Origin of the sequence: Paraburkholderia sp. CNPSo 3272 (genome assembly GCF_024206495.1) — a bacterium.
GTDB lineage: Bacteria > Pseudomonadota > Gammaproteobacteria > Burkholderiales > Burkholderiaceae > Paraburkholderia.
Genome location: NZ_JAMBPQ010000067.1, coordinates 1 through 25,491, shown reverse-complemented (window position 1 = coordinate 25,491; position 25,491 = coordinate 1). Strand labels below are relative to the sequence as shown.

General features: G+C 61.2%; 20 protein-coding genes and 5 pseudogenes. 5 read left to right on the top strand and 20 right to left on the bottom strand.

From position 1 onward, the window contains the following. Positions 1–397: 397 nt before the first annotated feature. The 12 genes and pseudogenes from M3I53_RS36650 to M3I53_RS36595 all read right to left on the bottom strand — a co-directional run bounded on the left by M3I53_RS36650 (position 398) and on the right by M3I53_RS36595 (position 13,799). Entirely contained in the window at positions 398–1,036 is a 639-nt protein-coding gene (locus M3I53_RS36650) for an RES family NAD+ phosphorylase (protein WP_254320629.1), read from the bottom strand. Continuing rightward, positions 1,036–1,674, bottom strand: coding sequence for a hypothetical protein (locus tag M3I53_RS36645; RefSeq protein WP_254320628.1), 639 nt, complete (start codon positions 1,672–1,674; stop codon positions 1,036–1,038). Before M3I53_RS36645 ends, M3I53_RS36650 begins: the two co-directional genes overlap by 1 nt. Positions 1,675–2,351: 677 nt before the next feature. Further along, positions 2,352–2,681, bottom strand: a complete 330-nt coding sequence (locus tag M3I53_RS36640; RefSeq protein WP_254320627.1) for a hypothetical protein — start codon at positions 2,679–2,681, stop codon at positions 2,352–2,354. Between the two features lie 529 nt (positions 2,682–3,210). Next, positions 3,211–3,527: pseudogene (locus M3I53_RS36635) on the bottom strand (hypothetical protein). 783 nt (positions 3,528–4,310) lie between these two features. After that, positions 4,311–5,054 (bottom strand): acetoacetyl-CoA reductase, encoded by a 744-nt coding sequence (gene phbB / locus M3I53_RS36630; protein WP_254320626.1) that lies wholly within the window; start codon positions 5,052–5,054, stop codon positions 4,311–4,313. Between the two features lie 223 nt (positions 5,055–5,277). Continuing rightward, positions 5,278–6,459, bottom strand: coding sequence for an acetyl-CoA C-acetyltransferase (locus M3I53_RS36625; protein ID WP_254320625.1), 1,182 nt, complete (start codon positions 6,457–6,459; stop codon positions 5,278–5,280). Between the two features lie 275 nt (positions 6,460–6,734). After that, a complete protein-coding gene (locus M3I53_RS36620) occupies positions 6,735–8,408 on the bottom strand; it encodes an electron transfer flavoprotein-ubiquinone oxidoreductase (protein ID WP_254320624.1) in 1,674 nt (557 codons plus the stop codon). A gap of 42 nt (positions 8,409–8,450) precedes the next feature. Beyond that, positions 8,451–9,440: a nitronate monooxygenase family protein gene (locus M3I53_RS36615; protein ID WP_254320623.1), complete on the bottom strand. Its 990-nt coding sequence runs from the start codon at positions 9,438–9,440 to the stop codon at positions 8,451–8,453. Positions 9,441–9,451: 11 nt separating this feature from the next. After that, positions 9,452–10,249, bottom strand: coding sequence for an oxepin-CoA hydrolase, alternative type (locus M3I53_RS36610; protein ID WP_254320622.1), 798 nt, complete (start codon positions 10,247–10,249; stop codon positions 9,452–9,454). 4 nt (positions 10,250–10,253) lie between these two features. Continuing rightward, entirely contained in the window at positions 10,254–11,384 is a 1,131-nt protein-coding gene (locus M3I53_RS36605) for an acyl-CoA dehydrogenase family protein (RefSeq protein WP_254320620.1), read from the bottom strand. A 12-nt stretch (positions 11,385–11,396) separates the two neighbouring features. Further along, positions 11,397–12,605 carry an acyl-CoA dehydrogenase family protein gene (locus M3I53_RS36600; protein ID WP_254320619.1) on the bottom strand — a complete coding sequence of 403 codons (1,209 nt, stop codon included), beginning with the start codon at positions 12,603–12,605 and terminating at the stop codon, positions 11,397–11,399. A gap of 12 nt (positions 12,606–12,617) precedes the next feature. Continuing rightward, entirely contained in the window at positions 12,618–13,799 is a 1,182-nt protein-coding gene (locus tag M3I53_RS36595; protein WP_254320618.1) for an acetyl-CoA C-acyltransferase, read from the bottom strand. 412 nt (positions 13,800–14,211) lie between these two features. On the opposite strand from M3I53_RS36595, the gene M3I53_RS36590 reads away from it, so the two are divergent. Beyond that, entirely contained in the window at positions 14,212–15,123 is a 912-nt protein-coding gene (locus M3I53_RS36590) for a LysR family transcriptional regulator (RefSeq protein WP_254320617.1), read from the top strand. 31 nt (positions 15,124–15,154) lie between these two features. Here the strand turns inward: M3I53_RS36590 and M3I53_RS36585 are convergent, their stop codons facing one another. The 5 genes from M3I53_RS36585 to wrbA form a co-directional block, all read right to left on the bottom strand. Then, complete coding sequence (locus tag M3I53_RS36585) at positions 15,155–16,681, bottom strand: class I adenylate-forming enzyme family protein (RefSeq protein WP_254320616.1); 1,527 nt, start codon at positions 16,679–16,681, stop codon at positions 15,155–15,157. A gap of 381 nt (positions 16,682–17,062) precedes the next feature. Further along, positions 17,063–18,154: an NmrA family NAD(P)-binding protein gene (locus tag M3I53_RS36580; RefSeq protein ID WP_254320615.1), complete on the bottom strand. Its 1,092-nt coding sequence runs from the start codon at positions 18,152–18,154 to the stop codon at positions 17,063–17,065. A 517-nt stretch (positions 18,155–18,671) separates the two neighbouring features. Then, positions 18,672–19,601 (bottom strand): LysR family transcriptional regulator, encoded by a 930-nt coding sequence (locus M3I53_RS36575; protein ID WP_254320614.1) that lies wholly within the window; start codon positions 19,599–19,601, stop codon positions 18,672–18,674. Between the two features lie 203 nt (positions 19,602–19,804). Then, a complete protein-coding gene (locus M3I53_RS36570) occupies positions 19,805–20,299 on the bottom strand; it encodes an Ohr family peroxiredoxin (protein ID WP_254320613.1) in 495 nt (164 codons plus the stop codon). A 603-nt stretch (positions 20,300–20,902) separates the two neighbouring features. Next, entirely contained in the window at positions 20,903–21,505 is a 603-nt protein-coding gene (gene wrbA / locus M3I53_RS36565; RefSeq protein WP_254320612.1) for an NAD(P)H:quinone oxidoreductase, read from the bottom strand. 806 nt (positions 21,506–22,311) lie between these two features. On the opposite strand from wrbA, the gene M3I53_RS36560 reads away from it, so the two are divergent. The 3 genes and pseudogenes from M3I53_RS36560 to M3I53_RS36550 all read left to right on the top strand — a co-directional run. Next, entirely contained in the window at positions 22,312–22,725 is a 414-nt protein-coding gene (locus M3I53_RS36560) for a DoxX family protein (RefSeq protein WP_254320611.1), read from the top strand. Between the two features lie 241 nt (positions 22,726–22,966). Continuing rightward, positions 22,967–23,239: pseudogene (locus M3I53_RS36555) on the top strand (transposase); the annotation flags it as partial. A 116-nt stretch (positions 23,240–23,355) separates the two neighbouring features. Beyond that, positions 23,356–23,541, top strand: a pseudogene (locus M3I53_RS36550) (transposase); the annotation flags it as partial. A gap of 108 nt (positions 23,542–23,649) precedes the next feature. Here the strand turns inward: M3I53_RS36550 and M3I53_RS36545 are convergent. From M3I53_RS36545 to M3I53_RS36535, 3 genes and pseudogenes are all read right to left on the bottom strand, one after another. Beyond that, positions 23,650–24,225: an NADPH-dependent FMN reductase gene (locus tag M3I53_RS36545; RefSeq protein ID WP_254320609.1), complete on the bottom strand. Its 576-nt coding sequence runs from the start codon at positions 24,223–24,225 to the stop codon at positions 23,650–23,652. A 44-nt stretch (positions 24,226–24,269) separates the two neighbouring features. Further along, positions 24,270–24,764 carry a DUF4863 family protein gene (locus M3I53_RS36540; RefSeq protein ID WP_254320608.1) on the bottom strand — a complete coding sequence of 165 codons (495 nt, stop codon included), beginning with the start codon at positions 24,762–24,764 and terminating at the stop codon, positions 24,270–24,272. Positions 24,765–24,781: 17 nt separating this feature from the next. After that, positions 24,782–25,246, bottom strand: a pseudogene (locus M3I53_RS36535) (amidohydrolase family protein); the annotation flags it as partial. Between the two features lie 126 nt (positions 25,247–25,372). On the opposite strand from M3I53_RS36535, the pseudogene M3I53_RS36530 reads away from it, so the two are divergent. After that, a pseudogene (locus M3I53_RS36530) lies at positions 25,373–25,491 on the top strand (IS110 family transposase); the annotation flags it as partial.

Genomic DNA, 25,491 nt, shown 5'->3' with positions numbered 1-25,491 from the left:
GAATTTACACAGGCCGACATCGAGCAGGTGATCGTCGACCTGGCCGGGCAAAAGCAGCCTTCGCAGGCCCAGCGCAAACCAGGTCATCGATCAGCAGGCGTTAATGGAACAGGGGCGAATGCCCTGCCCGTTCATGATCCGATCTTCGACACTGCGTGAGCTGCAACCCGTGAAAGACAAAACCTGAACCCCGCAAAAGCGGACACTTGAACTTGGCCGGGAAGCGGACATCTGAAAATGGCTTTGACAATTATGTAGTCCTTATGATGCCAGAACACAATGCGGCCGGCAGAGGTTCGGATTCGTGCCGGGGTCGGGACGGCGATGAAAATTTGAGGATCGAATTTTCACGCGCCCGAAGTTCGTGCGTTCGCCGGCGCCAGACGCTCGCGCCGGGTCAGATGACGTTGAGATTCAGGCTGTCCGCAAGTTGCAGCACCTTTGTCCGTAACGGCTCGACGGCCATCGACTCGTCGCTGACAACAGTCAGGCGTGAGGACGGAAGCCGCTGGCCAAAGAGCATCACGCAACGGCCTGAATCATCCCTGCGGGAGCCGTATGCGATGGCATGCGCGCCTGGGCACTGGTTGTATGCTGCCTGGGACCACTTCCGCGTCGAGTCGTAGACGGCCGGCAGGCTGTCTATCAGGTCCGCCCTTGTCAGGTCCAGGGCAGGAATGTGCGGCGTGTGAAAGCTGACGCACTGAATAGGATCCGGAATGGTCAGCCTTGCGAGCCGGAAGTGCGTCAGCCGGTCGAGGTCGAAGACGCCCGGCGGACTCAGCGGCACGTCATGGAACAGCGACTCCATGACGGCGCAGGCGAATGAACTCGCAGCATAGTACGTGTGGACCGGCGATCCATCCGGACAGGAAATCGGCGCAAAGCGGGTATTGCCCCAGCCCTGCGCAAAGGTCGTCGCGGTCGTTGCATGCGGGTGCGTGCAGTACGCGTGATACCAGACCGGCACGTCTTCCCACGTGACGGACACGACGGTGAAGGCTTCCGCGCCGCCAGGCATGTGCGGACCAGCCATCAGGCGATGTACCCGTGACTGGTGTGGCGCGCCGCTGCGTCGACCACCGCATCGTGCCGGTCAAGGGCATCCCGCGGGGATGCAGGTTCGCCCTCATGGCCGCCAGTGCCAGCGATCCATCCGTTCGGGAAATGAAACCACGCCGCGATCTTCCAGCTGTCTGCGACCGGACCCAGCGCCTCGAGGATGTCCTTGATAACGGGCAGCGGCTGGAACATCGCATCGAACTGGTAGCCCGCATAGTATTCCTTGCCGTTGAATGCCACGCTGAAGATCCGGCCCCGGCGCTTCCAGTCGCTCGCAGGCTGAGCCTTGTTGGTGGGCGGCGTCGCCTGGAGCCTGTTGATTTCCTCCGCCGTCAGCCAGTCGCCTCGCGCAAAAACCTCGCGCATGGTCTTCTGGCGCCGGATACGCTCCTCGATCAACGCGGGCGTCGGCGCAGCCAGGCCAGTGATCGCACGCGCAAGGTCATCCGCGCGCAGGAAAACCTGTGTCTCCCACTGGGGCGTGGCCAGAAGAACGGTCAGCAGCTCCTGCATGCCCTTTTTTAGGGTAGAGGCGACGGCCGGATCGGTTCCCCGCGGGAGCGGCAAATTCAACACGACATCCGTGTTTGCGTCACCATGAACCTGGATCATGACTCCCTCCGACAGTTTGCGAATCTGCCAACATTATAGATGATGTCGGCAAAATCGCAATTTATGGAGAGCGGGAAGCCGCGGAGCAATGGGGAGGATTCTTCAGGACGATATGGCCCCATTATCCATCGCCTGATACGGTCCCGTCGCATCGAGGCGCAGGCGAGCACCACAGGCTGCACGGGCGTCCCCGCCCTGCTCGAGGCCCGCGCGTTCCCAAGGCCCCCTGCGATGGAGCTCTCCGCTCGAAGCACCAGGACGGGGCAAGCCGGCTTCCACGCTGAGCTTTGATATCCCCCGGCGTGTACAGATTGCACCGGCGCGCGGGGGCTGTCCGACTCTTCACCGCGCCTGGCGACCACCTCGCCGCCATGTTCATCGGCGCGCGAGTCGCTACCGGCTAATGGGTGTCACAATGGCGGCAGGGTCTCCGGGCTTCCGCCCGCGTCAATATGAACTCACAGCTGTCAGCGTGCGGTGACCAGCTCCCGGCAACCTAATGGCATCGTCTCCCCCGCGATCGCAGGAAGAACCGATACAGCAAACACGACATGGCACACGAGCGTTGCGAACAATGTGGCACCCTGACGCCGCCGTGGGACACGATACACTGCGGCTCCGGTGACGGCCGCTACGAGTTGCTCTGCAGCCTTTGCTTCAACGCCAGGATTGCAGAGTCAACCGGCTTCACCGATTTCGAGAGTGTCCGGCTCGATCCCATCCGGATGGCGGACTGCAGTGGAGAGTCGCACCAGTTCCACTTCCAGATCCGCCTGCTGGGCGACGCGGTCGCCCTGGATGCCTTCTAGCTTTGCGGCGATCTTCCCGCCGGCTACCGCTTCCAGCTGATCGGCGAGCCCGAGGACGACGTGCTCGTACTGCTCGGGCGCCTCATTGAGAAGATGCGTCGCGCACTCACGGTCCGGCACATTGATTTTCGTGAACGCCGGATCATCGACAGCACGGTGCGCGGGCGCATCAAATGGGATGAGGCTCGGGATGGACACTTGCCACTCGTCGTGGTCGATGGCAAGGAGGTCTCGTGGAACGAACTTGGGCGAATGCTCATGAGCATGGAAGGATGGCAGTTCAGGCTCGATATCGCAGATCCCAGCGAGGAGCTTTGAGTCGGGGCGTCACCCCCACAGAATTGCCGTCCCGCGATTGCCAGAAGGCAGTGCACTGCACTGTCGTTGCTCCAACGCGGCCCCGCCAGGCGACAAGGCTTCATCTCCAGAACATGCGTGCGACGGGAGCCCGTCGCACGCATGTTCCCTCGCCTGGTCAAGAGTCAGGAGACCGATTCCACGACACGCAGTGCGGCGCGAAGTGGCACCGTCATTGTGTCTCGCGTCACTGCCGGGGTGTGACCAGCCGCAGCAGCTCATCGCGTAGCCCGGAAATATTGGAAACATGCTGCGCGCGAGCGTCATGGCGGCTCGACCTCTACGCAGCGTTCAAGGTCATCTTCGTGGGCGCCGCGGCGTGGCTGCGCTCGCGGGAATCAGGACGGCTGGCAACGTGGCTGCCGCCGGTTCATTCCCTGGGGTGCTTCATGTTTTCCGATTCGATGGCCGCATGCCATTCCTCGCTCGCCTCATCGGGTTCCATCGCGTCGTCGATGGACGCGTTCGCGCGCTCGGCGGCCGCCCTCGCTTCGTCTGCCTCGCTTCAGGTCCCCCGTCGGTGACCTCGGGGGGCCGGATCATCTCCCTGAGCATCGCGTCCAGCTCGGGAGTATCCCATGGAAGGTGACGCTGCATTTGCACCTTGATGTAGTGCCTCACTTCCGCATCCTGCTCAGCAGTCAGAGGCAATCCCCGGAACGTGCTTTCCGGGCCGAGGTCAATCATGGCGTCCTCCTGTTGCTAAGGTCTGCTATCTAGCAGTGTAACCCCGGTGTCATGGCCCCGCTCCCAGAGCGAACTCCTGCAGGGATGATTCAGGCCGTTGCGTGATGCCTTTTGGCCAGCGGCTTCCGTCCTCACGCCTGACTGTTGTCAGCGACGAGTCGATGGCCGTCGAGCCGTTACGGACAAAGGTGCTGCAACTTACGGACGGCCTGAATCTCAACGTCATCTGACCCGGCGCGAAGCGTCTGGCGCCGGCGAACGCACGAACTTCGGGCGCGTGAAAATTCGATCCTCAAATTTTCATCGCCGTCCCGACACCGGCACGAATCCGAACCTCTGCCGGCCCGCATTGTGCTCTGGAATCATAAGGACTACATAGTAAAATGCGATAATTGTTTTTATGTTAAATCACCGATACTGCGGAAGACGTCTCTTCCGCGGCACTGGAGGCGCCGTACGCCGTAGGAAAGCACTGTGAGTGTTCAGCGATGCGGAGCCGTTGATACCGCGACAAAAGACGCCTCCTGCGTGCGCCCCTGAACATCCGCGCCCGATATTTTTCGCGCGAGCAGAGAGCAACCGCCATGGGCAGTGCGATGACGAGTGTCGATATGCCGATCGCAAGATCGATCCAGGTTTTACCCATCTCATTTCCCCAAATCAACAGCCGTGCCTGTGTGTCTACGGGGCGCGCACGGGGACATCGGGAGGCCGCACTGATTTGTGCGATATTGAGAAATCGGCCTGGATGTCCTCGCCGACCTCCAGGCGGGAGACACGTGTTTATTGCATGTGCTGGCCGCCGTTGATGGGGATATTCGCGCCGGTGACGAAGCCTGCGTCGTCCGAGCACAGGAACAACACGAGTGCGGCAACCTCGTCCGGATTGCCGAGCCGGCCCATTGGGATCTGCGGCAGGACCTTCGTATCGAGGATCTCCTGCGAAATCGCGGTGACCATCTTCGTCGCGAGATAGCCCGGCGAAATGGTGTTGACCGTCACGCCCTTGCGGGCCACTTCCAGCGCCAGCGACTTGGTGAAGCCGTGCATGCCCGCCTTTGCGGCCGCATAGTTGGTCTGGCCGACGGAACCCTTGGAGCCGTTCACCGAAGAAATATTGATGATGCGGCCCCACGCACGCTCAACCATCCCGTCGCATAGTGGCTTCGAGATGTTGAAGATAGAGTCCAGATTCGTGCGCAGCACCGCATCCCAGTTGACCTTGTCGAGCTTCCTGAAGGTCATGTCGCGCGTGATGCCGGCATTGTTGATCAGAATGTCGACGGGGCCGACCTCGTTCTGGATCTTCTGCGCGCCGCGCTGGCACGAGTCGTAGTCAGCAACGTCGACTGAATATGCATGGAAGTCGCGGCCCGTCTCCTTCATTCTGGCCAGCCAGTCCTTTGCGCCTGCGTTGTCGGGAGAGTGCGTGACGACGACCTTGTAGCCGGCGTCGTTCAGCCGCACGCTGATCGCCTCGCCGAGACCGCCCATTCCGCCCGTTACCAATGCAATACGATTAGTCATCCTGTCAATCCACGAGAGAAGAATTACGATTATTCACATGGCGCCCCAGTCTTCGACGGCCACGTACTCGGTGGCCCGGCGTCCTCGCCCGATGGGCGAAGACGTCGCGGGCAAGTTGGCGCTGCTTATTGTGTGCCGCTAGTCATGCGCGAAACGTGGTGGGTTTGCCCGCCGGCGCACGATGCTTCTGCCTCGCGGGCAAACCGCAATGCTTCAGAACGGCTTAGTTGCGTTCGAGAGCGAGTGCAACTCCCATGCCGCCGCCGATGCACAGCGAGGCCAGGCCGCGCTTCGCGTCGCGGCGCTGCATTTCGTGCAGCAGCGTCACGAGAATCCGGCAGCCCGACGCGCCGATCGGGTGACCGATCGCAATCGCCCCGCCGTTCACGTTGATCTTCGACGTGTCCCAGCCCATCTGCTTGTTCACGGCCAGCGCCTGCGCCGCGAATGCCTCGTTGATCTCCATAAGATCGAGGTCGTTCACCGACCAGCCCGCGCGCTCCAGCGCACGCTTCGACGCCGGCACCGGGCCCATGCCCATTACCTTCGGATCGACGCCGCCGCTGGCGTATGCCTTGATGCGCGCGAGCGGCGTGAGGCCCAGCGCCTCGGCCTTCTTCGCCGACATCACCACGACCGCGGCTGCGCCGTCGTTGAGGCCCGACGCGTTCGCCGCCGTCACCGTGCCTTCCTTGTTAAACGCCGGCTTCAGGCCCGCGAGCGACTCCGCCGTCACGCCGTGGCGCACGAACTCGTCGGTCGCGAACTGCAGCGGCTCGCCCTTGCGCTGGGGAATCGCCACCGGCACGATTTCCGCGTCGAAACGGCCCGCCTTCTGCGCGGCTTCCGCCTTGTTCTGCGACAGCGCCGCAAACGCGTCCTGCTCCTCGCGCGTGATGCCGTATTCCCTCGCGACGTTTTCCGCCGTCACGCCCATGTGGTACTGGTTGTACACATCCCACAGGCCGTCGACGATCATGCTGTCGATGAGCTTCGCGTCGCCCATGCGGAAGCCGTCGCGCGAGCCCGGCAGCACGTGCGGCGCGGCGCTCATGTTCTCCTGGCCGCCGGCCACGACGATGTCCGAATCGCCCGCGATGATTGCGTTGGCCGCGAGCATCACCGCCTTCAGGCCCGAGCCGCATACCTTGTTGATCGTCATGGCGGGAACGGCCGTGGGCAGGCCCGCCTTGATCGATGCCTGGCGCGCCACGTTCTGGCCCGAACCAGCGGTCAGCACCTGACCCATGATCACGTCGCTCACCTGCTCGGGCGTCACACCCGCCCGCTCGAGCGCGGCCTTGATGACGATTGCGCCCAGGTCGGGCGCCGCCACCTTCGCGAGTGAGCCGCCGAATTTGCCTACTGCCGTACGTGCGGCCGAAACGATCACAATGTCAGTCATTTTTAGTTCCTCAGGTAAAAATCAGTTCGCTGTTTCGCTGTGGATCTGCATCAGCGCACGCCAACGCGATCGGGTCAGGCGCGCTCCATCACATAGCGCCCCGGCGCCGGTTCGACGAGCGGGAAGGCCCTCGATCCGCTCTCTCCCGCGCCTTGACAGGTTCGCCGCCGTATTGCCCAAGCCATTGCATCCAGCCTGGCCATCAGGTGCCCGGATGTTCGCCAGCGGCCCTGAGGCACTCCTCGTCCGTCAGCTGAGTGTTTAACATTGCTACGCTACATGTTCGGATAGTTCGGGCCACCGCTGCCTTCCGGCGTGACCCACACGATGTTCTGTGTCGGGTCCTTGATATCGCAGGTCTTGCAGTGCACGCAGTTCTGCGCGTTGATGACGAGGCGGTCTTCGTTGTCGTCGCTCCTGACGAATTCGTAGACGCCCGCCGGGCAGAAGCGCGCTTCCGGGCCTGCGTAGGTTTGCAGGTTGACCGTGATCGGCACGCCGGCGTCCTTCAACTTCAGGTGCGCCGGCTGGTTTTCTTCGTGATTCGTGTTCGAGATGAACACTGAGGAGAGGCGGTCGAAGGTCAGCTTGCCGTCCGGTTTCGGATAGACAATCTGCTTGCACTGCGAAGCCGGCTTCAGCGTTTCGTGGTCCGAACGCTGGTGATGCAGCGTCCACGGCACATTGCCGCCCAGCAACTTCTGCTCGATGCCGACCATCAGCGTGCCGAGGTACAGGCCCTTGCTCATCCACTGCTTGAAGTTGCGCGCGCGATGCAGTTCTGTGTGCAGCCACGAGGTCTTGAAGCTCTCCGGATAAGCGGTGAGTTCGTCGTTCCGACGGCCTGCGTGCACCGCATCGAACGCGGCTTGCGCAGCCAGCATGCCGGTCTTGATCGCCGCATGCGAGCCCTTGATGCGCGACGCGTTCAGGAAGCCCGCGTCGTCGCCCACCAGCGCGCCGCCCGGGAACGTGAGCTTCGGCAGCGACATCAGGCCACCGGCGGTAATCGCCCGCGCGCCGTACGACACGCGTTTGCCGCCATCCAGAATCGCGCGGATCGCCGGGTGTGTCTTGTAGCGCTGGAATTCTTCGAACGGCGACAGGTACGGATTCGTGTAGCCCAGCCCCACCACAAAGCCCACTACCACCTGGTTGTTGTCCATGTGATAGAGGAACGATCCGCCGTACGTGTCGTTTTCCAGCGGCCAGCCGGCGGTGTGCATCACCAGACCCGGCTTGTGCTTCGAAGGATCGATCTCCCACAGCTCCTTGATGCCGATACCGTAGACCTGCGGATCGGCGCCTACGCGCAGCCGGAAATTATCGCTCAGTTGACGGCCGAGGTGACCGCGCGCACCTTCACAGAAGAGCGTGTACTTCGCATGCAGTTCCATGCCGAGCTGGAAGTTCTCGGTGGGCTCGCCATCCTTGCCGATGCCGAGGTTGCCGGTGGCCACACCCTTGACCGAACCGTCGTCGTTATAGAGGATTTCAGCGGCCGGAAAGCCCGGGAATATCTCGACGCCCAGTGCTTCGGCCTGCTGGCCCAGCCAGCGCGTGACGTTCGCGAGGCTGATCACGTAGTTGCCGTGGTTCTTGAAGTTGCCCGGCAGCGCCCAGGTCGGCACGCTCTTCGAGCCGGTTTCGGTGAGGAACAGGAAGCGGTCTTCGGTCACGTCCACCGTGAGCGGCGCGCCTTTTTCCTTCCAGTCCGGTATCAGTTCGTTGATAGCGCGCGGGTCCATCACCGCGCCCGAGAGGATATGCGCCCCGATCTCCGAACCTTTTTCCAGCACGCAGACGCCAATCTCGGCGCCCTTGTCGGCCGCCAGCTGTTTCAGGCGGATCGCCGCTGACAGCCCGGCCGGGCCGCCACCGACGATCACCACATCGTATTCCATCGATTCGCGCGGCCCGAAGCGCGCGACGAATTCTCCATGAGACATATGCTGATTCCTGCTGCTTTAGTCGGAAGAAAATGAACGGATTCAGTTGAATGCCACTCGCGCTAGCGCCTGTCGCATGTCGCGCTCGAAGCGGCCCACAATGTCGGCAAGCGGCTCGATGCGGTCGACAAATGCGAGCGACTGCCCTGCCGCGAGCAATCCCCTCGACCAGTCGCCAGTAACGTACGCGTTGCGGCCGATCTCGCCGGCGACCAGAGGCATCAGGTCCTGAATGGTCACATCCGGTTTTTGCGCCTCCATCTCCTTCACGGCGGCCGTGGTCTCGTTGCGCAGCGTCCTCACGGTGTTGCGCACGGACTGCATGCACAGATCCGTGTCGGTCGGTTCGGCTTCGATCAGCCGACGCTTGTAGCCGGCATGCGCCCAGACCTCCTCGGCCACGACGAAGCGCGTGCCGACGATCACGCCCGACGCCCCCATCGCAAGCGCGGCGGCGAGTTGCGAGCCGTGGCCGATGCCGCCGCCAATGAGGTAGGGGATCTCCAAATGGCTTTCGGCCCAGGCGGCGTTGACGAACGATCCCACCATGTCGAGACCTGGATGTCCGCCGCATTCGGCACCGACGATCGCGACAGCATCGACGCCGAGCGCGGCCGCCTTCACCGCGAACCGCACGTCCGGCACCTTGTGGAGCACCCTCACGCCCGCGTGCCTCAGCAGCGGCATGAAGGCCTCCGGGCTGCGCCCCGAAGTCTCGACGAACTTAACGCCCTCATCGACGATGAGCCTGAGCACTTGCAGTGTCTTCTCGCCGGGAACGAGCTTCGGCAGCATCGAGACGCTGACGCCGAACGGACCGCCTTCGCACAGATCGCGACAGCGCCGGATCTCCGCGCGCAGCGCCTGCGGCTCGGGAAAGGTCGCGGCAGTGATAAAGCCGATGATGCCGGCACGCGATGCGGCAGCGACGTAGTCCGCGTCGGCGAGCCACATCAGGCCGCCTGCGACGATGGGCAGGCGTGTGCCGAACAGTCTGGTGACGGCATTGGAAAAAAACGCAGTCTGGCTCATGGAACAGTCCATCAAGCGGTGAGGCGCAGTGCAGAAAAATCAGCGAGGCGTTTCTCGAAGAAAGCGGCAATGCCTTCGGCTGCCTCGTCATCGCCGAGCGACTCTGTCATGCACCGCGCTTCGAGATCCAGTTGCGCCTCGAGCGTGTTCTCGCCAGCGCAACGGCACAGGCGCTTGATTCGCTCGATCGCGCGCCCCGGGCCTCTCGCGAACACCTGTGCGATCGCGACGGCCTGCAGGAGTGCCGTGCGCGGTGCGACGAGGCGATTCACGACCCCTAGCGCGTGCATCCGCTCACCCGTGACGGGTGTACCCGTCAGACACAACTCGGTCAGCAACTGCCGGGAGACGAACTCGGACAGAAACGCCGTTGCGCCGCCATCGGGTGAAAGGCCGACCTTCACGTACGCCACCGAGAACATTGCATTGCGCGCGGCGACCAGCATGTCACACGCCAGTGCAACCGACAGACCCGCGCCTGCCGCCGGTCCTTCGACCGCGGCGATCACGGGCTTGCTGCAATCGCGGATGGCGCGAATCATGTCGTGCAGGCCTTCGATGCCGACGCGCCGCTCGGCGGCCGTCATCGCGCGCCGTTGCGCAAGCCGCTTCAGATCGCCACCAGCGCAAAAGGCCTCGCCCACACCCGTCAGCACGATCGCGCCGACGCCGGGATCCTGCTGCGCTTGTGCAAGCGCGGCAGGAAGCGCCGAATACATCTCGGCGGTGAGCGCATTGCGTGCGCCCGGGTTGTTGAAGGACAGCACCTGCACCGCGCAGTCGCGGTGCGAAAGAATCGGTTCGTTCATAACTCTAGTTCCTGCCGAGTGCGATATAGCGTGCGAGATGATGGTCCTCGTCGCCGAGCTGATGGTCGATCATCACAAGGCGCTTTGCGTAGTGCGCGAGCGGCAATTCCCACGTCATGCCGATGCCCCCATGCATCTGGACGCACTCCTCAGCAACGCGAGCGCCGATGCGCCCGATCGTGTATTTCGCGGCTGACAGCGCACGTTCGCGCTCGACGCGGCCCGCGCCGAGCGCGGCAGCAGCGTTGATGACGGCCGAACGGGCCTGCTCGACTTCCAGCAACAGGTCGGCCATGCGGTGTTGCAGCGCCTGGAAGCTGCCGATCGCAACACCGAACTGCTTGCGCGTGCGCAGATATTCGAGCGTGTGCTCCTTCGCCACTTCCATGGCGCCTAGCGCCTCCGCGCACAACGCCAGCACGCCGGCGCCAATGCTGGCTTCCAGTGTCGCGAATCCCGCGTCCCGCTCGCCGAGCAATGCGTCGTCAGCGAGGCAGACTTCACTAAGACGGACTTCGGCGGCGCGTCCGCCATCGATCTTCCGATAGCCGCGCATCTCGATGCCCGCGGTCTCGCGCGGGACGACAAAGAGCGAGATCCCTTCCTCAGCGTCGTCCGTACCGCTCGTACGCGCCGAGACGAGGAAGAAGTCGGCCGCCGCGCCCTGCTGCACGACGGCCTTTTCCCCATGAAGCACCCAGCCGCTGGAGCCGCGTACGGCTCGCGTCGATACCTTTGCCAGCTCGTAGTGCGAGCCGGGTTCGTCATGTGCGAGCGCGGCGACGGCACGCCCCTCGATCAGGCTCGCGATGATGGCCTTCTGCACGCCGCTGCCCGCAAGAGCAAGCGCCTGTCCGACCACGAGCGCGCCCAGGAACGGTTCGACCACGAGGCCACGCCCGAGGCTCTCGAAGACGACGGCAATATCGAACCCGTTGCCGCCATACCCGCCATCGCATTCCGTGAAGAGCGCCCCTACGGCACCCAGTTCCGCAAAGCGGCCCCACAGTTCGCGGCCGAAACCTGCGTCGCTGCGCGCGAGCGTGTCGCGCGTCGAGAAGCCATACTGTTCGCTCACGAACCGGTTCAGCGTATCCGTCAGCATGCGGCGGTCTTCGGTGTGCTGGAAATTCATGACGTGCGTCCCTTACAGTCCCAGGATCATTTTGGAAATGATGTTCTTCTGGATTTCGTTGGAACCGCCGAAGATCGACAGTTTGCGATTGTTGAAGTAGAGCGCTGCGGCGCTCGCGGCATCCCCGAGGCCGACGGGCGGCTGGTCATAGCCTTCATGCAGCGCTTCCTCGATAAACGGCTGCGCATACGGTCCCATCGCACGGCGCATCAGCGACGTGATCTCCTGGCGGATCTCGGTGCCGCGAATCTTGAGCATCGAACTTTCCGCGCCCGGCACGCCACCGCCTGCCACCGCCGCGATCACGCGCAGGTTGGTGGTCTTCATGTTCTCCAGATCGATTTCGACGCGGGCAACGCGCGCGGCAAACGACGCATCTTCGGCGAGCGGCCGGCCGTTGCGCGTGCGCTTCGCCGCAACGGCCTTCAGGCGCTCGAGTGCCGCCACTGAAAAGCCAACGCCAGCGATATTCGTACGTTCATAGGTCAGCAGGTACTTGGCGTAGGTCCAGCCCTTGTTCTCTTCGCCAACCAGGTTGGCCGCCGGCACGCGCACGTCGGTGAAGAACACCTCGTTGATCTCGTGATCGCCATCGAGCGTGATGATGGGGCGCACTTCGACGCCCGGCGTGTTCATGTCCACGAGCAGGAAGCTGATGCCTTCCTGCTGGCGCACATCGGATGCCGTGCGCACGAGGCAGAAGATCATGTTCGCGTGCTGGCCGAGCGTGGTCCACGTCTTCTGGCCGTTGACGATGTAGTGCTCGCCCTGCGCGTCGATGCCGCGCACCGCGGTCGTCCTCACGGATGCCAGGTCGGAACCCGAGCCCGGCTCCGAATAGCCCTGGCACCACCAGTCGTCGCCGTTGAGAATGCGCGGCAGCCAGTAGCGCTTCTGGGCTTCGCTGCCGTACTTGATGAGTACGGGGCCGAGCATGTTCACGCCGAACGGCAGGATGCGCGGTGCACACGCCAGCGCGCATTCGTTCTCGAAGATGAACTTCTGCACGGCGCTCCAGCCCGGGCCGCCATATTGTTCGGGCCAGTGATTCGCGAGCCAGCCCTGTCCATTCAGGATGGCGTGCCACTCGACGATGTCGTCACGCGTGAGGTGCAAGCTGTTTCGGACCTTGTCCGAAAGCCTCGCAGGAAGTTTATCCTTCAGGAAGCGCACGACGCGCTCGCGGAAGGCTTCCTCTTCCGGGGTGAAATTCAGATCCATGACGTGTTTCTCTCAATAGATTTCGAAGAGCCCTGCGGCGCCCATGCCGCCAGCAATGCACATCGTGACGACCGCATACTTCACGCCGCGCCGGCGGCCCTCGATGAGGACGTGTCCCGCGAGACGCGAGCCGGTCATGCCGTACGGATGACCAATGGAGATCGCGCCGCCGTTGACGTTGAGGCGCTCGGCCGGAATCTCGAGACGTTGCTGGCAGTAGAGCGCCTGCGATGCGAACGCTTCGTTGAGCTCCCACAGGCCGACGTCGTCCACTGTGAGCCCATGGCGCGCGAGCAGTTTCGGCACGGCGAGCACGGGGCCGATACCCATTTCATCCGGTTCGCAGGCCGCGAGCGCGAGACCGCGGAAGGCGCCGAGCGGAGCGAGGTTAGCCCGTTCGGCCGCTTTCGCTTCCATCATCACGCAGGCCGATGCGCCGTCGGAAAACTGCGAGGAGTTGCCTGCCGTGACGTACTTATCCGGCCCCTTTACCGGGGCGAGTTTCGCGAGGGCCTCGTACCTCGTGCCGGGGCGATTGCAGGTATCGGCCGAGACCGTCACCTCGCGATGACTGACGGCGCCCGTCTCCTTGTCGGTCACGGCCATGGTCGTCGTAACCGGCACGATTTCATCGGCGTAGCGACCGTCGAGCTGCGCCTGCGCTGTGCGCCGCTGGCTTTCCACCGAGAACCGGTCCTGCGCTTCGCGGCTGATGCCATAGCGCTGAGCCACGATGTCGGCGGTGTCGATCATCGTCATATAGAGGTCGGGCTTGTGCTCGACGATCCACGGGTCAAGCCCGCTCACACCGTCGTCGCGCGTACGGATGTTCGAGATGCTTTCGACGCCGCCCGCGATCATCGCCGGCGCTCCGTCGACGACGATGCGGCCGGCCGCCCCTGCAATGGCCTGAAGGCCGGAAGCACAGAAGCGGGTGATGGTGGCGCCCGCGATCGACAGCGGCAAGCCCGCGCGAATGACCGTCTGACGCGCGATGTTGCGGCCAGTGGTGCCTTCGGGATACCCGCAGCCGAGGATTACATCCTCGATTAATTCCGGGTCGATGCCCGAGCGTTCCACAGCGGCGCGCACGGCGAACGATGCGAGCGTGGGACCAGGTGTGATGTTGAATTCGCCGCGATGCCCCTTGGTCATCGGCGTGCGTGCGGTGGAAACAATGACGGCTTCGCGCATGGTTTGGATCCTGAAACGGAGGGGTGTACAGGCCGATTGTGAAATGCGGCAACCGGATTCACAATCCGTCTGGACGTTGACGAACTGTTAAATCAAATTTGACAACGGAGATCTTACGAAAAACCATTCGATCATTAGCTATACGAATTATTTGCGTTGCTGGAACGGTAACGCCCTGAACCGTGAGTGGATCACTCGAGTCCATAGGGGTAATGTGCAACCACCCAATTTCGATTACATGATTACCAGCCGAGTGAGCATGCGCTCCTACGCTCAGCAACACCGCAATCGCGGATAGAATGCAATTTCTCTACCTCACCTGCGTCTCCTTACCATAGTTAGGCATACACGTTATTTTCTTCAGTTCAATTACGCCGCCTCGACGACCTGCTGCATTCCCTGATAGTTGCATATGGACCTTAACCTGATTCGCCTTTTCATCGAAATCGTCGATTCCAAAAGCCTCAGCGCGGCAGCGCGCAAGCTTGGCGTGACTCGCTCGAACATCAGCCACCGGCTCAAGCAGCTCGAGCGTGAGACCGGCGCCCAGTTGTTGCGCCGCTCAACGCGCGAGCTCGATCTGACGGACGCCGGGCACGCGATGTATGACGGTGGCCGGCGCATGCTGGAACAGTTGAGCGCCACACGATCACGTATCGACAGCCTTGGCAAGACGCTGAGCGGCCATATTCGCATCAGCGTGCCCACCGGTTTCGGCCGAATGTTCGTTGGGCCGATGTTGCTCGAGTTCATGTGCACGCATCCGGACGTCACCTTGACGGTCGTGTTCAACAACCGCATACACAGCTTGATCGCGGCGCAAGTAGACGTCGCACTGAAGATCACGCTGCAGCCCCCGGAGGAATGCGTGGCGCGATACGTATGCCCGATTCACTGGAGACTCTTCGCGTCCCCCACCTATTTTCAGAAGCACGGCCCGATCGAAACGCCGGCCGACCTAGAAAGTCGGGTATTGGTCGGCTCGCCGTACCGCGGCCAGACCGTCACGCTAAAGCTCTTGCCGGAAGGCGACGCATCCGGTGAGTACACCGTCGCGCTGCCGGCCATCCTGCAGTCTGCAGACTTCCCGCTTCTCACGGAGGCTGTCAGCCGCGGCATTGGAATCGGCCTGTTGCCCGACTACGCGGCGCACGCTCCTGGCTATGAGGCGCTCCAGCCTATCCTGCCGGGCTACCGTGTCGCCGAGGTCGGAGGCGCGCTGTACATCCTCACGCTGCCGAATCGCTACCCGTCGCCATCCACGCGCGCACTCATCGACTACCTGCGCGATTCGATCGCGTCGCTGGCGGGGACCTGGGTCTGAACAGCGCCGGCAGCCTCGCGCAACCGGGCCGTCAGCCCTTTGTCTTCTCTGCAGCACGCAGCTGCAATTCCTTTTTCAGGATCTTTCCTGTGGCTGCGGCCGGCATCTGATCGAGCACAACGATTTCTGACGGCACTTTGTACGGCGACAGGTTGGCGCCCAGGTACGCTCGCAGTGCGTCGAGATCGGGTGTGCTTCCTGGCGCCCGCTCGATGTAGGCAACAACCTCCTCATTGCCTTCAACGGCGCGGCCGACAACTGCGGACTGCAGGACGCCGGGGAACGCATTGAGCACCTGCTCGACTTCTATCGGATAGACATTGAATCCCGAACGAATGATCAGGTCCTTTGCGCGGCCTACTATCCAGATCGCGCCGTCTGGGTCCACACGCGCGAGATCGCCGGTGCGCAACCAGCCATCCGGCGTGATCGTCTCGGCCGTGGCCTCCGGCGCCCGGTAGTAGCCTTTCATCACGCCTGGCCCACGCGCCCAAAGCTCGCCGACGCCGGCCTCGTTGGATTCGTTCAGCCGAATCTCGACACCCGATATCGCGTGTCCGACGGAGCAATCGCTGCGCGGCGCATCCACGCGCGTCTGGGAAATGGTCGGAGACGCTTCGGTCATCCCGTAGCCGTTTTGCAACGTCAAGCCGAATGTCCGCTCGAAGGCTTCCTTGAGTGGCAACGTAAGCGGTGCACTACCCACCTGCGCAATACGTAACGAAGGCGCGCGCAATGGCGTACCGGCCCGCTCGCTCCATTCGAGCAACTTGGCGTACATCGCCGGAGCGCCGTTCATCACTGTGATTCCCTCGTTCGCAAGAGCCTTCGCAACCGATTCCGGGTTGAAACGCGGGACAAGGCGGATCGTTGCACCGTTCAGCAGAGCCCCGATGACCAACGTCCCCCCGTAGATGTGAGCTATCGGCACGACTGCATAGAGGATGTCGCCAGTCATGATGCGGCCCATGCGACGGCCATTGGCGGCCGCGAACAGCAAGTTCGCATGAGTCAGCATGACTGCCTTGGGTGCGCCCGTCGTACCGGTGGTATAGACCAGGGTCGAGACTTGACTGGCGTCTTGCTCCCCAAGTTCCGGTACCGCCGCGGCGTTCAGCGGTCCGAGCATCAGTTCGCCGACATAGGGCCAATCGACGCGCTGCGCGCCGTGCTGCTCCGCATGCGCCCTGGCCTCTTTCGAGACAGTATTGAAATAGAGTGCACGCCGCGCGCCGCAATGCGCGAGGAAATCATCGATTTCACGCGGTGAGAGGCGTGCGTTGACCGTCACCGCCCATGCGTCAAGCTTGCTCAGGGCAAGCGTGCATGCAGCAGCTGCCACACAGTTCTCCGCTACCAGCAACACCCGGTCGCCGGCACGTACGCCTGCGTCGCGTAGACAGTGCTCGAGCGCAGTGACGGCGTCGCCAAGCTCTCCATACGTGAGCGTGCGAAAATCATCGACAAGCGCCGCCTGGTCTCTACGCGACCCGCAATGCGAGACGAAGGTTTCATGAACGCGTCGCATGGCAGGAACTAGCGTCTCGTGGTGATTCATTCTGTCTCCTGGCTCTATCAGTTCGCTGGACGATTATCGATCAACCGTTCGTTTTGTTCGAGCCTCGTCTGCTTGACAAACTGTCGAATGGTATTCAACAGTACGCGCGACAGACCACCGGGTTATGCGGAGCGTTTTGTCTGACAAAATCACGCCAGCTCCCTGACGTCAACTCTTCAGTCAGCAGTTCTCCAACTTCCAGCGACTTTAATTCGCATGTGAATAACCTGATACTTCGCATGCGAATGGCTGAAATGGAAGGTGCTCCGGACCAATTCCGGGACGAGTTCTGATCCCGCCGGGCAGGCTCGCCGTATAAGCCAATTCTCGGCGGTTTCATATTCGAATGACCACCATATCGGACTTTTCCTGAATAGCTCTTTACAATTTCCCGCGCCGCTGGTCTTCGCCAATCTTCAGGATCGAATGCTTGTGCAAGTGCTCGGGTTGAAGCCGCTCCCAAAGGCTGCCTCGGCCAGCCTCTTGCTCCAAATGCTCCTGCCTTCGCAACCACTGCTCGACATTGCGAATTCTGTTGGGATGGATTTCGTCGAGCAAAGCATAGTCGCGCTTGATGATGCCGTGCTTCCACTGATTCCAGAACCCGGTAAAGTTGTCCCGGAAGCTCATCGTGCTCTTGTCGTTGGGGTCTGCGTTGTATCCCGCTGGCATATCCGCAGCCGCCTTTAGCGGGCCATTGAAGTAGTCTTCGAGACTCGTATCGATATATCGTGCAGGATGCCCCGTTACACGCTCGAATGCCGCGGCGAGGTCTGCATATTTGACGTGTTCGATCGCAACCTCTAGATCCATGCCGTTGGCGCGTCCCTGATTGTCGAACAGCCAGCGGACATAATATCCGCAGTCTTCAAGCGCAACGTGTACGACAGCGCCGTCGCCGAGCGGCACTCGCCACGTCAACACGCCGTCCTCGACGGTCGGAGTCATGGGTGTCTTCGACGAGAACGCCATCTCCATGTACGGGCCGGTAGTGAAAAGAGCCGCACCCATCCTGTCCCGGTTTGCCTGGTTTTGAGACAGAATCCATTCACCGATGCGGCCTTTGCCGTCATAGTGACCGGTACGGAACCTCGAGTGGTATCCCGCCTTCTTCAGCGTATAGTCCAGGTTGCCGTAGACGAAGAACTTGACCCCTTCCTCGAGAGCGATTTCGTAGCAACGGATCGCCCAGTAGATTTCGGTCTTTTCCCCCGTATTGAAGCCGTCGATGTTGACAAACGCCCCATCGCAAGCGCGAAAGCCCTGCCTCAGATTCGCTTCGTCTGCGAACGTACCCTCGAGAATCGATACATTGCCAATGTCGACGAGAGACTTCGCGCGAGCCGAGTTGGCATCGCGACTGAGAGCGAGAACGGAATATTTACCGTCGCCGACGAGGCCGCGAACGACGGGCAGGCCTTGTGCCCCCGTCGCCCCGATGACAAAAATTCTGGAAATATTCTGGGATGGCATAGTTCATAACTCCGCTCGTGAAGTCTATTGTGGTGAGTAAAACGTTGATCGAGCTTCAGGTGACGCGCATCGCTGGCCGCTCGCGATCCGGTGGAAATATTCGCCACGCGCCGTCTTGATGACGAAAGAAGAACAGCGCGACGGGACCCGATGTCCTACACGTCTCGACACATACGTAGCATTCACGTGGTAATCGCCTGTTCCTGAACTCAATGACCCGCACCCCCCGCGCGGGATCCGGGGCGAGCCAGTGCTCGACCATCAGGCGCAGTGAGTTACGCGTGCTTGCCATTGCCTGTTCCGATGTCGACGGGGGACTTCGCGTGAGCCGGGTTGGCATTGCGACTAAGAGCATGAACGGAATATTGACCGTCGCCGAAGTGACCGCGAACGACGGGTCGGCCTTGCGCCCCCGTCGCCCCGATGATGAAAATTCTCGAAACTTTCTGGGACGACACAGTCTGTTTCTCCATTTGTATGCCGCTGCCGATGAGTCTGCATAGGGCGTTTCGAATAACTACACATCGAGCGCCATATCGAGTTGAGCAAGTTTCTCGGGTATTACTTCGCGAAGAAACTCGACCCACTTATGAATCTTCGTGTCCAGATATCGACGGGACGCGTATATCGCATGCAACGTAACGTTCTGAAGGCGATGATCAGGCAGCACTCTGACAAGGTCTCCCGTCTTGAGCGATTCAATCGCGCTCGCTGCCGGCAATGGTCCGATGCCTACGCTTTCACGTAAGGCAGCAGCCATCGCTTCCGCGTTGTTCGCCCTGAACGACACGTTGGGCAAAGGGAACGCTGGGCCGCCTTCGGATCCGTCGAACAGCCACCGATCCGCGGGGAAAAACGGCGTGGCAACGTGCGTGCACGCATGCGCCTGCAAGTCCTCAATGGTCCTCGGCGTTCCGTGTCGCTCCAGGTAGGTTGGTGAAGCGCAAAGCACGCTGTAGGAAGTTCCAAGTTTGATGGCCACAAGCCCTGAGTCAGGCATTGGGCCCAACGACATCTGCACCGCAACGTCGTACCGGCTGTCGATCAACTCCGGTGCATCCTGACTCAATGCCAGCTCAATGCAGACGTTGGGATATCGGTTCCTGTACATGACGGCAGCTGGGGCGACGAAATATTGACCCAAACTTGGAGTTGCGTGTACGCGCAACGTTCCGGTAGGAGAGGCTTGCGAGTTGGACACCTCTGTGTCTGCTTCCTCGATTTCGGAGATGATCCGCCGGCAATGCGTCAGATAGCGTTCGCCCGCCTGGGTTAGCGCGACTCGCCTTGTCGACCTCTGCAAAAGGCGCGTGTGCAGGCTCGCTTCAAGTTCTGCGACGGAGCGGGACATCAATGTCTTTGAGGTATCCGAACGTTCCGCGGCGGCCGTAAAGCTTCCGCAGTCTACGATCTGCACGAACGCTCTCATGCTCTGCAATTTATCCACAGCCATTCCCTGATAATAGGGGTTGCGCCTAGGTGGGCAATTTCCGCCTTGCTTCTGTCGCCGATGTGCCGCTCACCGTGCCCCCAACATCCCGGGCGAGCTTTATATATCCGTGACAGCGGCCACGAAGGCGCTTATCGCGCATTTGACCGATCGGTAACGGGTAGCGGGCGGAGGACGTCACCTCGACGCCACCCATTTCCTCAGAGAAGCGTCAACGTCGACGAGATGCCTTGCCGAGCCATCTTCGAGTAAGGGCACGTCGCATCCGTCTCGGCGATCAACGCCTCTGCCTGCACCCTGTCGAGCGATGGCAGAGCAACTTCGACATGCGCCAATAACAGGAAGAGACCATCGTCCGGATCGCGACCAAAGGTCACGCGAACCTGGATGTAAAAATCATCAGGCAGATGAAGCTTGCGGCGCGCAGCGACGAGGACCATCGCCCCATGAAAGCAGGCGGCAAATCCCGCGGCAAAAAGCTGCTCAGGATTTGTCCCTCCGCCCTTGCCGCCTAGCTGCTTCGGCAAGCGCAAGGCGAGGTCCAGTTCGCCGTCATCCGAACGAGCACGTCCCGAGGCTCGGCCGTGACAGGCCTCGCCGCCCGAGACCGTCACGCTCGTCGTGTAAATCGGTAGAACGTCCTCGCCTTCATAGCGGTCAAGCAGGGACACCGGAGGTGCCTTTAGTTGCGACATGGTGCGGTCCTTCGAAAGTAGTCCTATGCACATCAGACTGTCCAAAAAGGAAAATCGACATACAACAACAAGAATCTTCTGCGCTCAAAGTCGATTGCCACTGCGGAAATTCAGGTCAGCCGTACAGCGGTTCAATACAATGCCGCACCATAGATGGATACCAGCCACTCAAGATCCCCGGACCGAACGCCTGGTTCAGGTGTGCCTCGAGGGCCGTATCGAAGTGACGATCCAAAATGTCGTCGCACAGGCGGCTTACGGCCTGCAACATCTCTTCTTTGCGCGCTCCAGCTGGTAACTTCGATTGTCCGGGGCTCTCTTCCAAGAACCTGCGAACCATTCTCGGCGTGTTCCCCGCGGCCGGATAATCAAACTTTGAAATGGTGGTATTCCGAGTTTGAATACCCGAAAAGGCACGCCTGAGCAGAATCTGGCGTGCAACAATTCAGAAGGCTGATTTCGGTCGGGGCTCAACAAGGCTCGATCTCATGCTCTGCAGCACATAAGCGCTCATCTTGCTGGGACCCCGAGGTCAGGCTTGAGAGTACCTGCGGCGCACGTGTGACGCTGCCCGGAGGCCGCACCTCCCCGGGGGGCCAACTATCAGGAAGCGAGCTTCGACGCCAGCTCGGCGACGTGCTTGCCCTGGTAGCGCGCGATGTCCAACTCGTTCGCGCTCGGCTGACGGCTACCGTCCGCGCCAGCCAGCGTCGTTGCGCCATACGGCGTGCCGCCGGTGATTTCGTCCATCCTCGTGAGGCCCGCGCAAGCGTACGGAACACCGACGATGACCATACCGTGGTGGAGCAGCGTTGAGTGGAAAGACGAAATCGTGGTCTCCTGCCCGCCGTGCTGCGTTCCGGTCGAAGCGAACACGCTGCCAATTTTGCCGACCAGCGCACCCTTCATCCACAGCCCGCCGGTTTGGTCGAGGAAGTTGCGCATTTGCGCAGCCATGTTGCCGAAGCGGGTCGGTGTGCCGAAGATGATGGCGTCGTAGTCGGCGAGTTCATCGACCGTCGCAGCGGGTGCAGCCTGGTCAAGCTTGATGCCAGCCGCCTTCGCCTGCTCGGAGGGAATTGTCTCGGGCACGCGCCTGAGCGTCACGGTCGCGCCTGCCACCGACTTTGCACCTTCAGCGATAGCACTTGCCATCGTTTCGATGTGACCGTACGAGGAGTAATACAGCACCAGAATTTTGGCCATTTGAGTTATCCAGGTTTACATGGCGATCTAAATGATCGATTAAGAATACTAACTGCGCTTCGATATTGCGTGCGCAGCTCTATGCCCGACGTACAAACGGACCCTTCTCACCGGCAACTTCGAGTTAGTGATTCTCAGGACTCTAGAGAGTCAAAACCTCTGATTTCGGTGTTGCGCTGGGGGCTTGCTGCAGCGGGGCCAGGACGGCAACATCCGCGTCGTTACGCAGCCTCATCTTCATGCATGTCGACGACAGCAAGCGATAGCCCCAAAGCCTACGCGAACACCATGTGGAGTCAATCGCGTTTCGCAGTACTCTCTGTCGCGCTTTGGTTGACGAAGCGCCGCTGAGCAAACATCACGGATAGTCTGTTTCTTCGACGCATCATGCGAGCCTTGATTCGTTTGTTCCGCCGCCGCTACGGCTAAGCTCGGTGTATCCGCAACATCGCCAAGGCTCGCTCGGCAGCACGGTTGCTCGGCATCTCACCCGTCGCGTCCAGCGCAATTAGCCCGGCCCATATACTCCGTGTGGCAACGTAGTCCGCCCCGTCCCATCATCGTCGCATTGCCCCGGCCAGGCCTGAGCAGCGCGATTGTCAACTTTTCCGTGACTCTGAATACCCGGCCGCCAGATTGATTCAACGGGTCGGTTGCGTAAAACTACCTCGCATTGATGCAGGCCCGGCAATATCTTCTTGCTGACGCCAAGGCCGACCGATTATCTGGATAACGCTGAGGAGCCATCGTGGGCAAAAGCATAATCCGGCGACTAGTAGCATCCCACCCCGTGAAAGGAATCAATCATGCGTTATTTTTCTCTCGACAATCAGCGCGACGGCTTCATCCTCGCTGCCCGCATTCTGATGATGGTGCTCTTCGTCCTGTTCGGCTGGCAAAAGCTGGCTGGCTTCGCCGGCACCGTTGGATACATGGCTTCCGTTGGCGCGCCGCTGCCCATTCTGTCCGCAATCATCGCTGTGGCCGTTGAGCTTTTATTCGGAATACTTATTGCTGTCGGCTTCTTTACCCGCCCCATTGCAGTCATTTTCACCGTCTACACTGTCGCAACAGCACTAATCGGCCACCGCTACTGGGCGCTGACGGGCATGGACCAGTACATGGCGATGGTTAACTTCTACAAGAACGTCAGTATCGCTGGCGGCCTGCTCCTTCTCGCTGTGACGGGCCCGGGTCGCTACTCTGTCGACAGAAAGTAAGTTCTGAAGACGGCACTCAATAACCCCGTCCAATCCAATCTAAGTTGCCTGAACTTTGGCCTCTTCGGAGGCCGTTTTTTTGCGCGTTGCTCTTTGGTCCAGGCATGATCGTCACACCCGGTACAGTCGAGTTCGAAAATCCAGCGCGTCAAATTCCAAGTGAGCTGGGCGGCTGCCAAGCGACGAAGCGTAGCAACAGGCCGCGACGCTGGTGCAACAATGGGAGTTCAAAACAACGTAGCCGGCGATTCGAGCCGAGGCGCGGGCAGTGGGAGCGATCATCTACTTTGATGATGAGTCGGAGATTCGTTCGGACTACCACATGGGTACGATATGGGCTTCGCAGGGCAACACCCCGGTGGTGGAAATCACTGGCAAGCGTTTCTCGCTGAACATGATTTCGGCTGTCAACGCTCAGGGGGAGTTCCGCTTCATGGTGCACGAGGGCCCCGTCACCGCCACTGTGTTCCGGAAGTTTCTCTGTCATCCGATGCTTGCGCCGCATCGAGGAATTGGCCCGAACTTGTGAAGTCCTTCGTTCGCCATCCAGAATGTCGGTACGCCTCGATATGAGTTCCGAAATCTTGGCAATTGGTGTTAGAGTCGCTAACAACGCCATATGCTGGCGGCATAGCTAGACGGCAACTCAGTAACGAGTTATGGGCGGCGTTGGGACCGCTGATTCCGGCATTCACGCGGTCGCCCAAAGGTGGACGATGCCGCACGGTCGTTGACCGAGCAGCATTGAGCCGCATCCTGTATGTCTTGCAAGCGGCCATTCCGTGGGAAGAGCTGCCGCAGGAGATCGGTTTCGGCAAACTGCGCCTTCGCTTCGAGCCACGTTGTCATCGGGTGCGACAGCGCACTGTGCGCCCGCAGGCCATGAGATTCGCGCGCGCAAGGTCTAAGCGCCGGCCCGCCCTCTCACGCAAGGCGCGCAGCGGTTCGAACCAACGCGGCGCCGACACCGGACACCGCGAGCTCCACGTTCTTGTCTTTCAACTTCCCTTCGTCATCGAACGCCTGATGCGCGGCACTGAGCGCAAACGCTTCGGGAATCACGAGTGTGCCCAGCTTTTCAAGAACCGCGCGCATCCCGATTTGCGAGCGCACGCCCCCAAGCTGCCCCGGCGAAGCCGAAACGAGCGCCGCCGTCTTGCCGGCAAAGAGCGAAACGCCAGACGATCCATCCGCACGCGGCCTGCTGATCCAGTCGAGCGTATTCTTCAGGAGAGCCGTATATCCACCGTTGTATTCCGGCGTCGCGATCAGCAGTGCGTCATGCCTCGCGAAGAGCTCCTGAAGCACCCGCACTGCTTCCGGTATTCCGCGCTCTACCTCGAAGTCGCTGTCGTAGACAGGCAAATCATAGTTGGCCAATCTTGCTTCGGTGACTTCGGCGCCCGCGCCTCGCGCGCCGACCGCCGCGACGTCGACCAGCTTTTGATTCAGAGAGTCGCGGCGCGAACTGCCGCTGATGGTCAGGATTCTGATACTCATGAAATATCCGCAATGAACGTTGAATCGTCGATCCTCGCCTGCGCTTACGCGACGGGCGGATGGCGATATTCGATCTCGCCGCCCGGCAGGAAATACATCATCAGTGCCTTGCCCGTGACGGTCGGGAAGTGCTCGCTCATCGGCGCAAAGACGCGCCAGCCCGCTCCAGTCCCACAGAACCGCCCGTCGTTCTCAAGTGGGACGATCATATTGATTTCGCCCTTCGTATGGCAGTGGTACTGCCCTTTCACGTCCTGCAGCAGCCCGCTCTCGACGCTCATCCCGGCCGTCTCCCACGAGGGTTCGGCGATCTGGCCGCGACGATAGTTGTCGCCCTCGATCTTCACATAGGCGACCCAACCTTCTTCGACGCCCAGTTTCAGGAGCTGCGCGAGGCGTTCGTACGGCTGGGTGCCAACGCCGAAGTCGCGATTGAGGTGCACTTCAAGCGCCTCGTCGAGCGAGCGCGCGCGAATGTCGTCGAACACCGTGCGCAGAAGCTCTAGTGCTTCGTCCTTGTGCGGTCCGGATGGCAACATGGTTTGTCTCCTGTGTCTTACGACACGAATGATGCGGCAACCGTCTTCAAAGGCGGCAAACCGAAGAACTCTTGGGCATTCTCGCCGAGCAGCCGCGCTTTCGCACGCGCGCTCAGACCCGGGTGGCTGTCAATCAGGCTGCCGATCTGCTGCTCCCCGAGCGGATAGGGATAGTCCGAGCCAAGTAGCACCCGTTCCTCGCCCATGACATCCACAAGCAGTTGCAGCGCACCGGTGGCGAACACCGCGCTGTCGACCGCAAACCGGTCTACGTACGACGACGGCAACTGCGGACAGCTCTCACGCACGATGTCGCGCTCGCGCCATGCGTTGTCGACGCGCCCGAGCACAAACGCGAAGCTGCCCCCGCCATGCGCGAAGCAAAGCTTCAATGAGCGCGGAATTCGCTCGAAGGCGCCCGACAGGATTAGCGAAAGAATGCTCAGTTGCGTCTCCGCCGGCATCGCGACGAGCCACGGTAGTCAGTATGACTCCGCGAGGTAGAGGCTGGCCTGCCGCGGAGGAATCAAGCGCGGGTTAGCATGACTGCCAGAGCCGCATGGTGTGGACAGGGTCACACCCGGCGATTTCCGGCACGGAGGCCAGCAATGGAAAACGATAGCACGTTGTATGTCGGCCTGGACGTTCACAAGGAATCGATCACGGTTGCCTATGCGCTCGGCACCGGCGAGGTCGAACTGCTCGGCAAGATCGGGACGACGAAGAC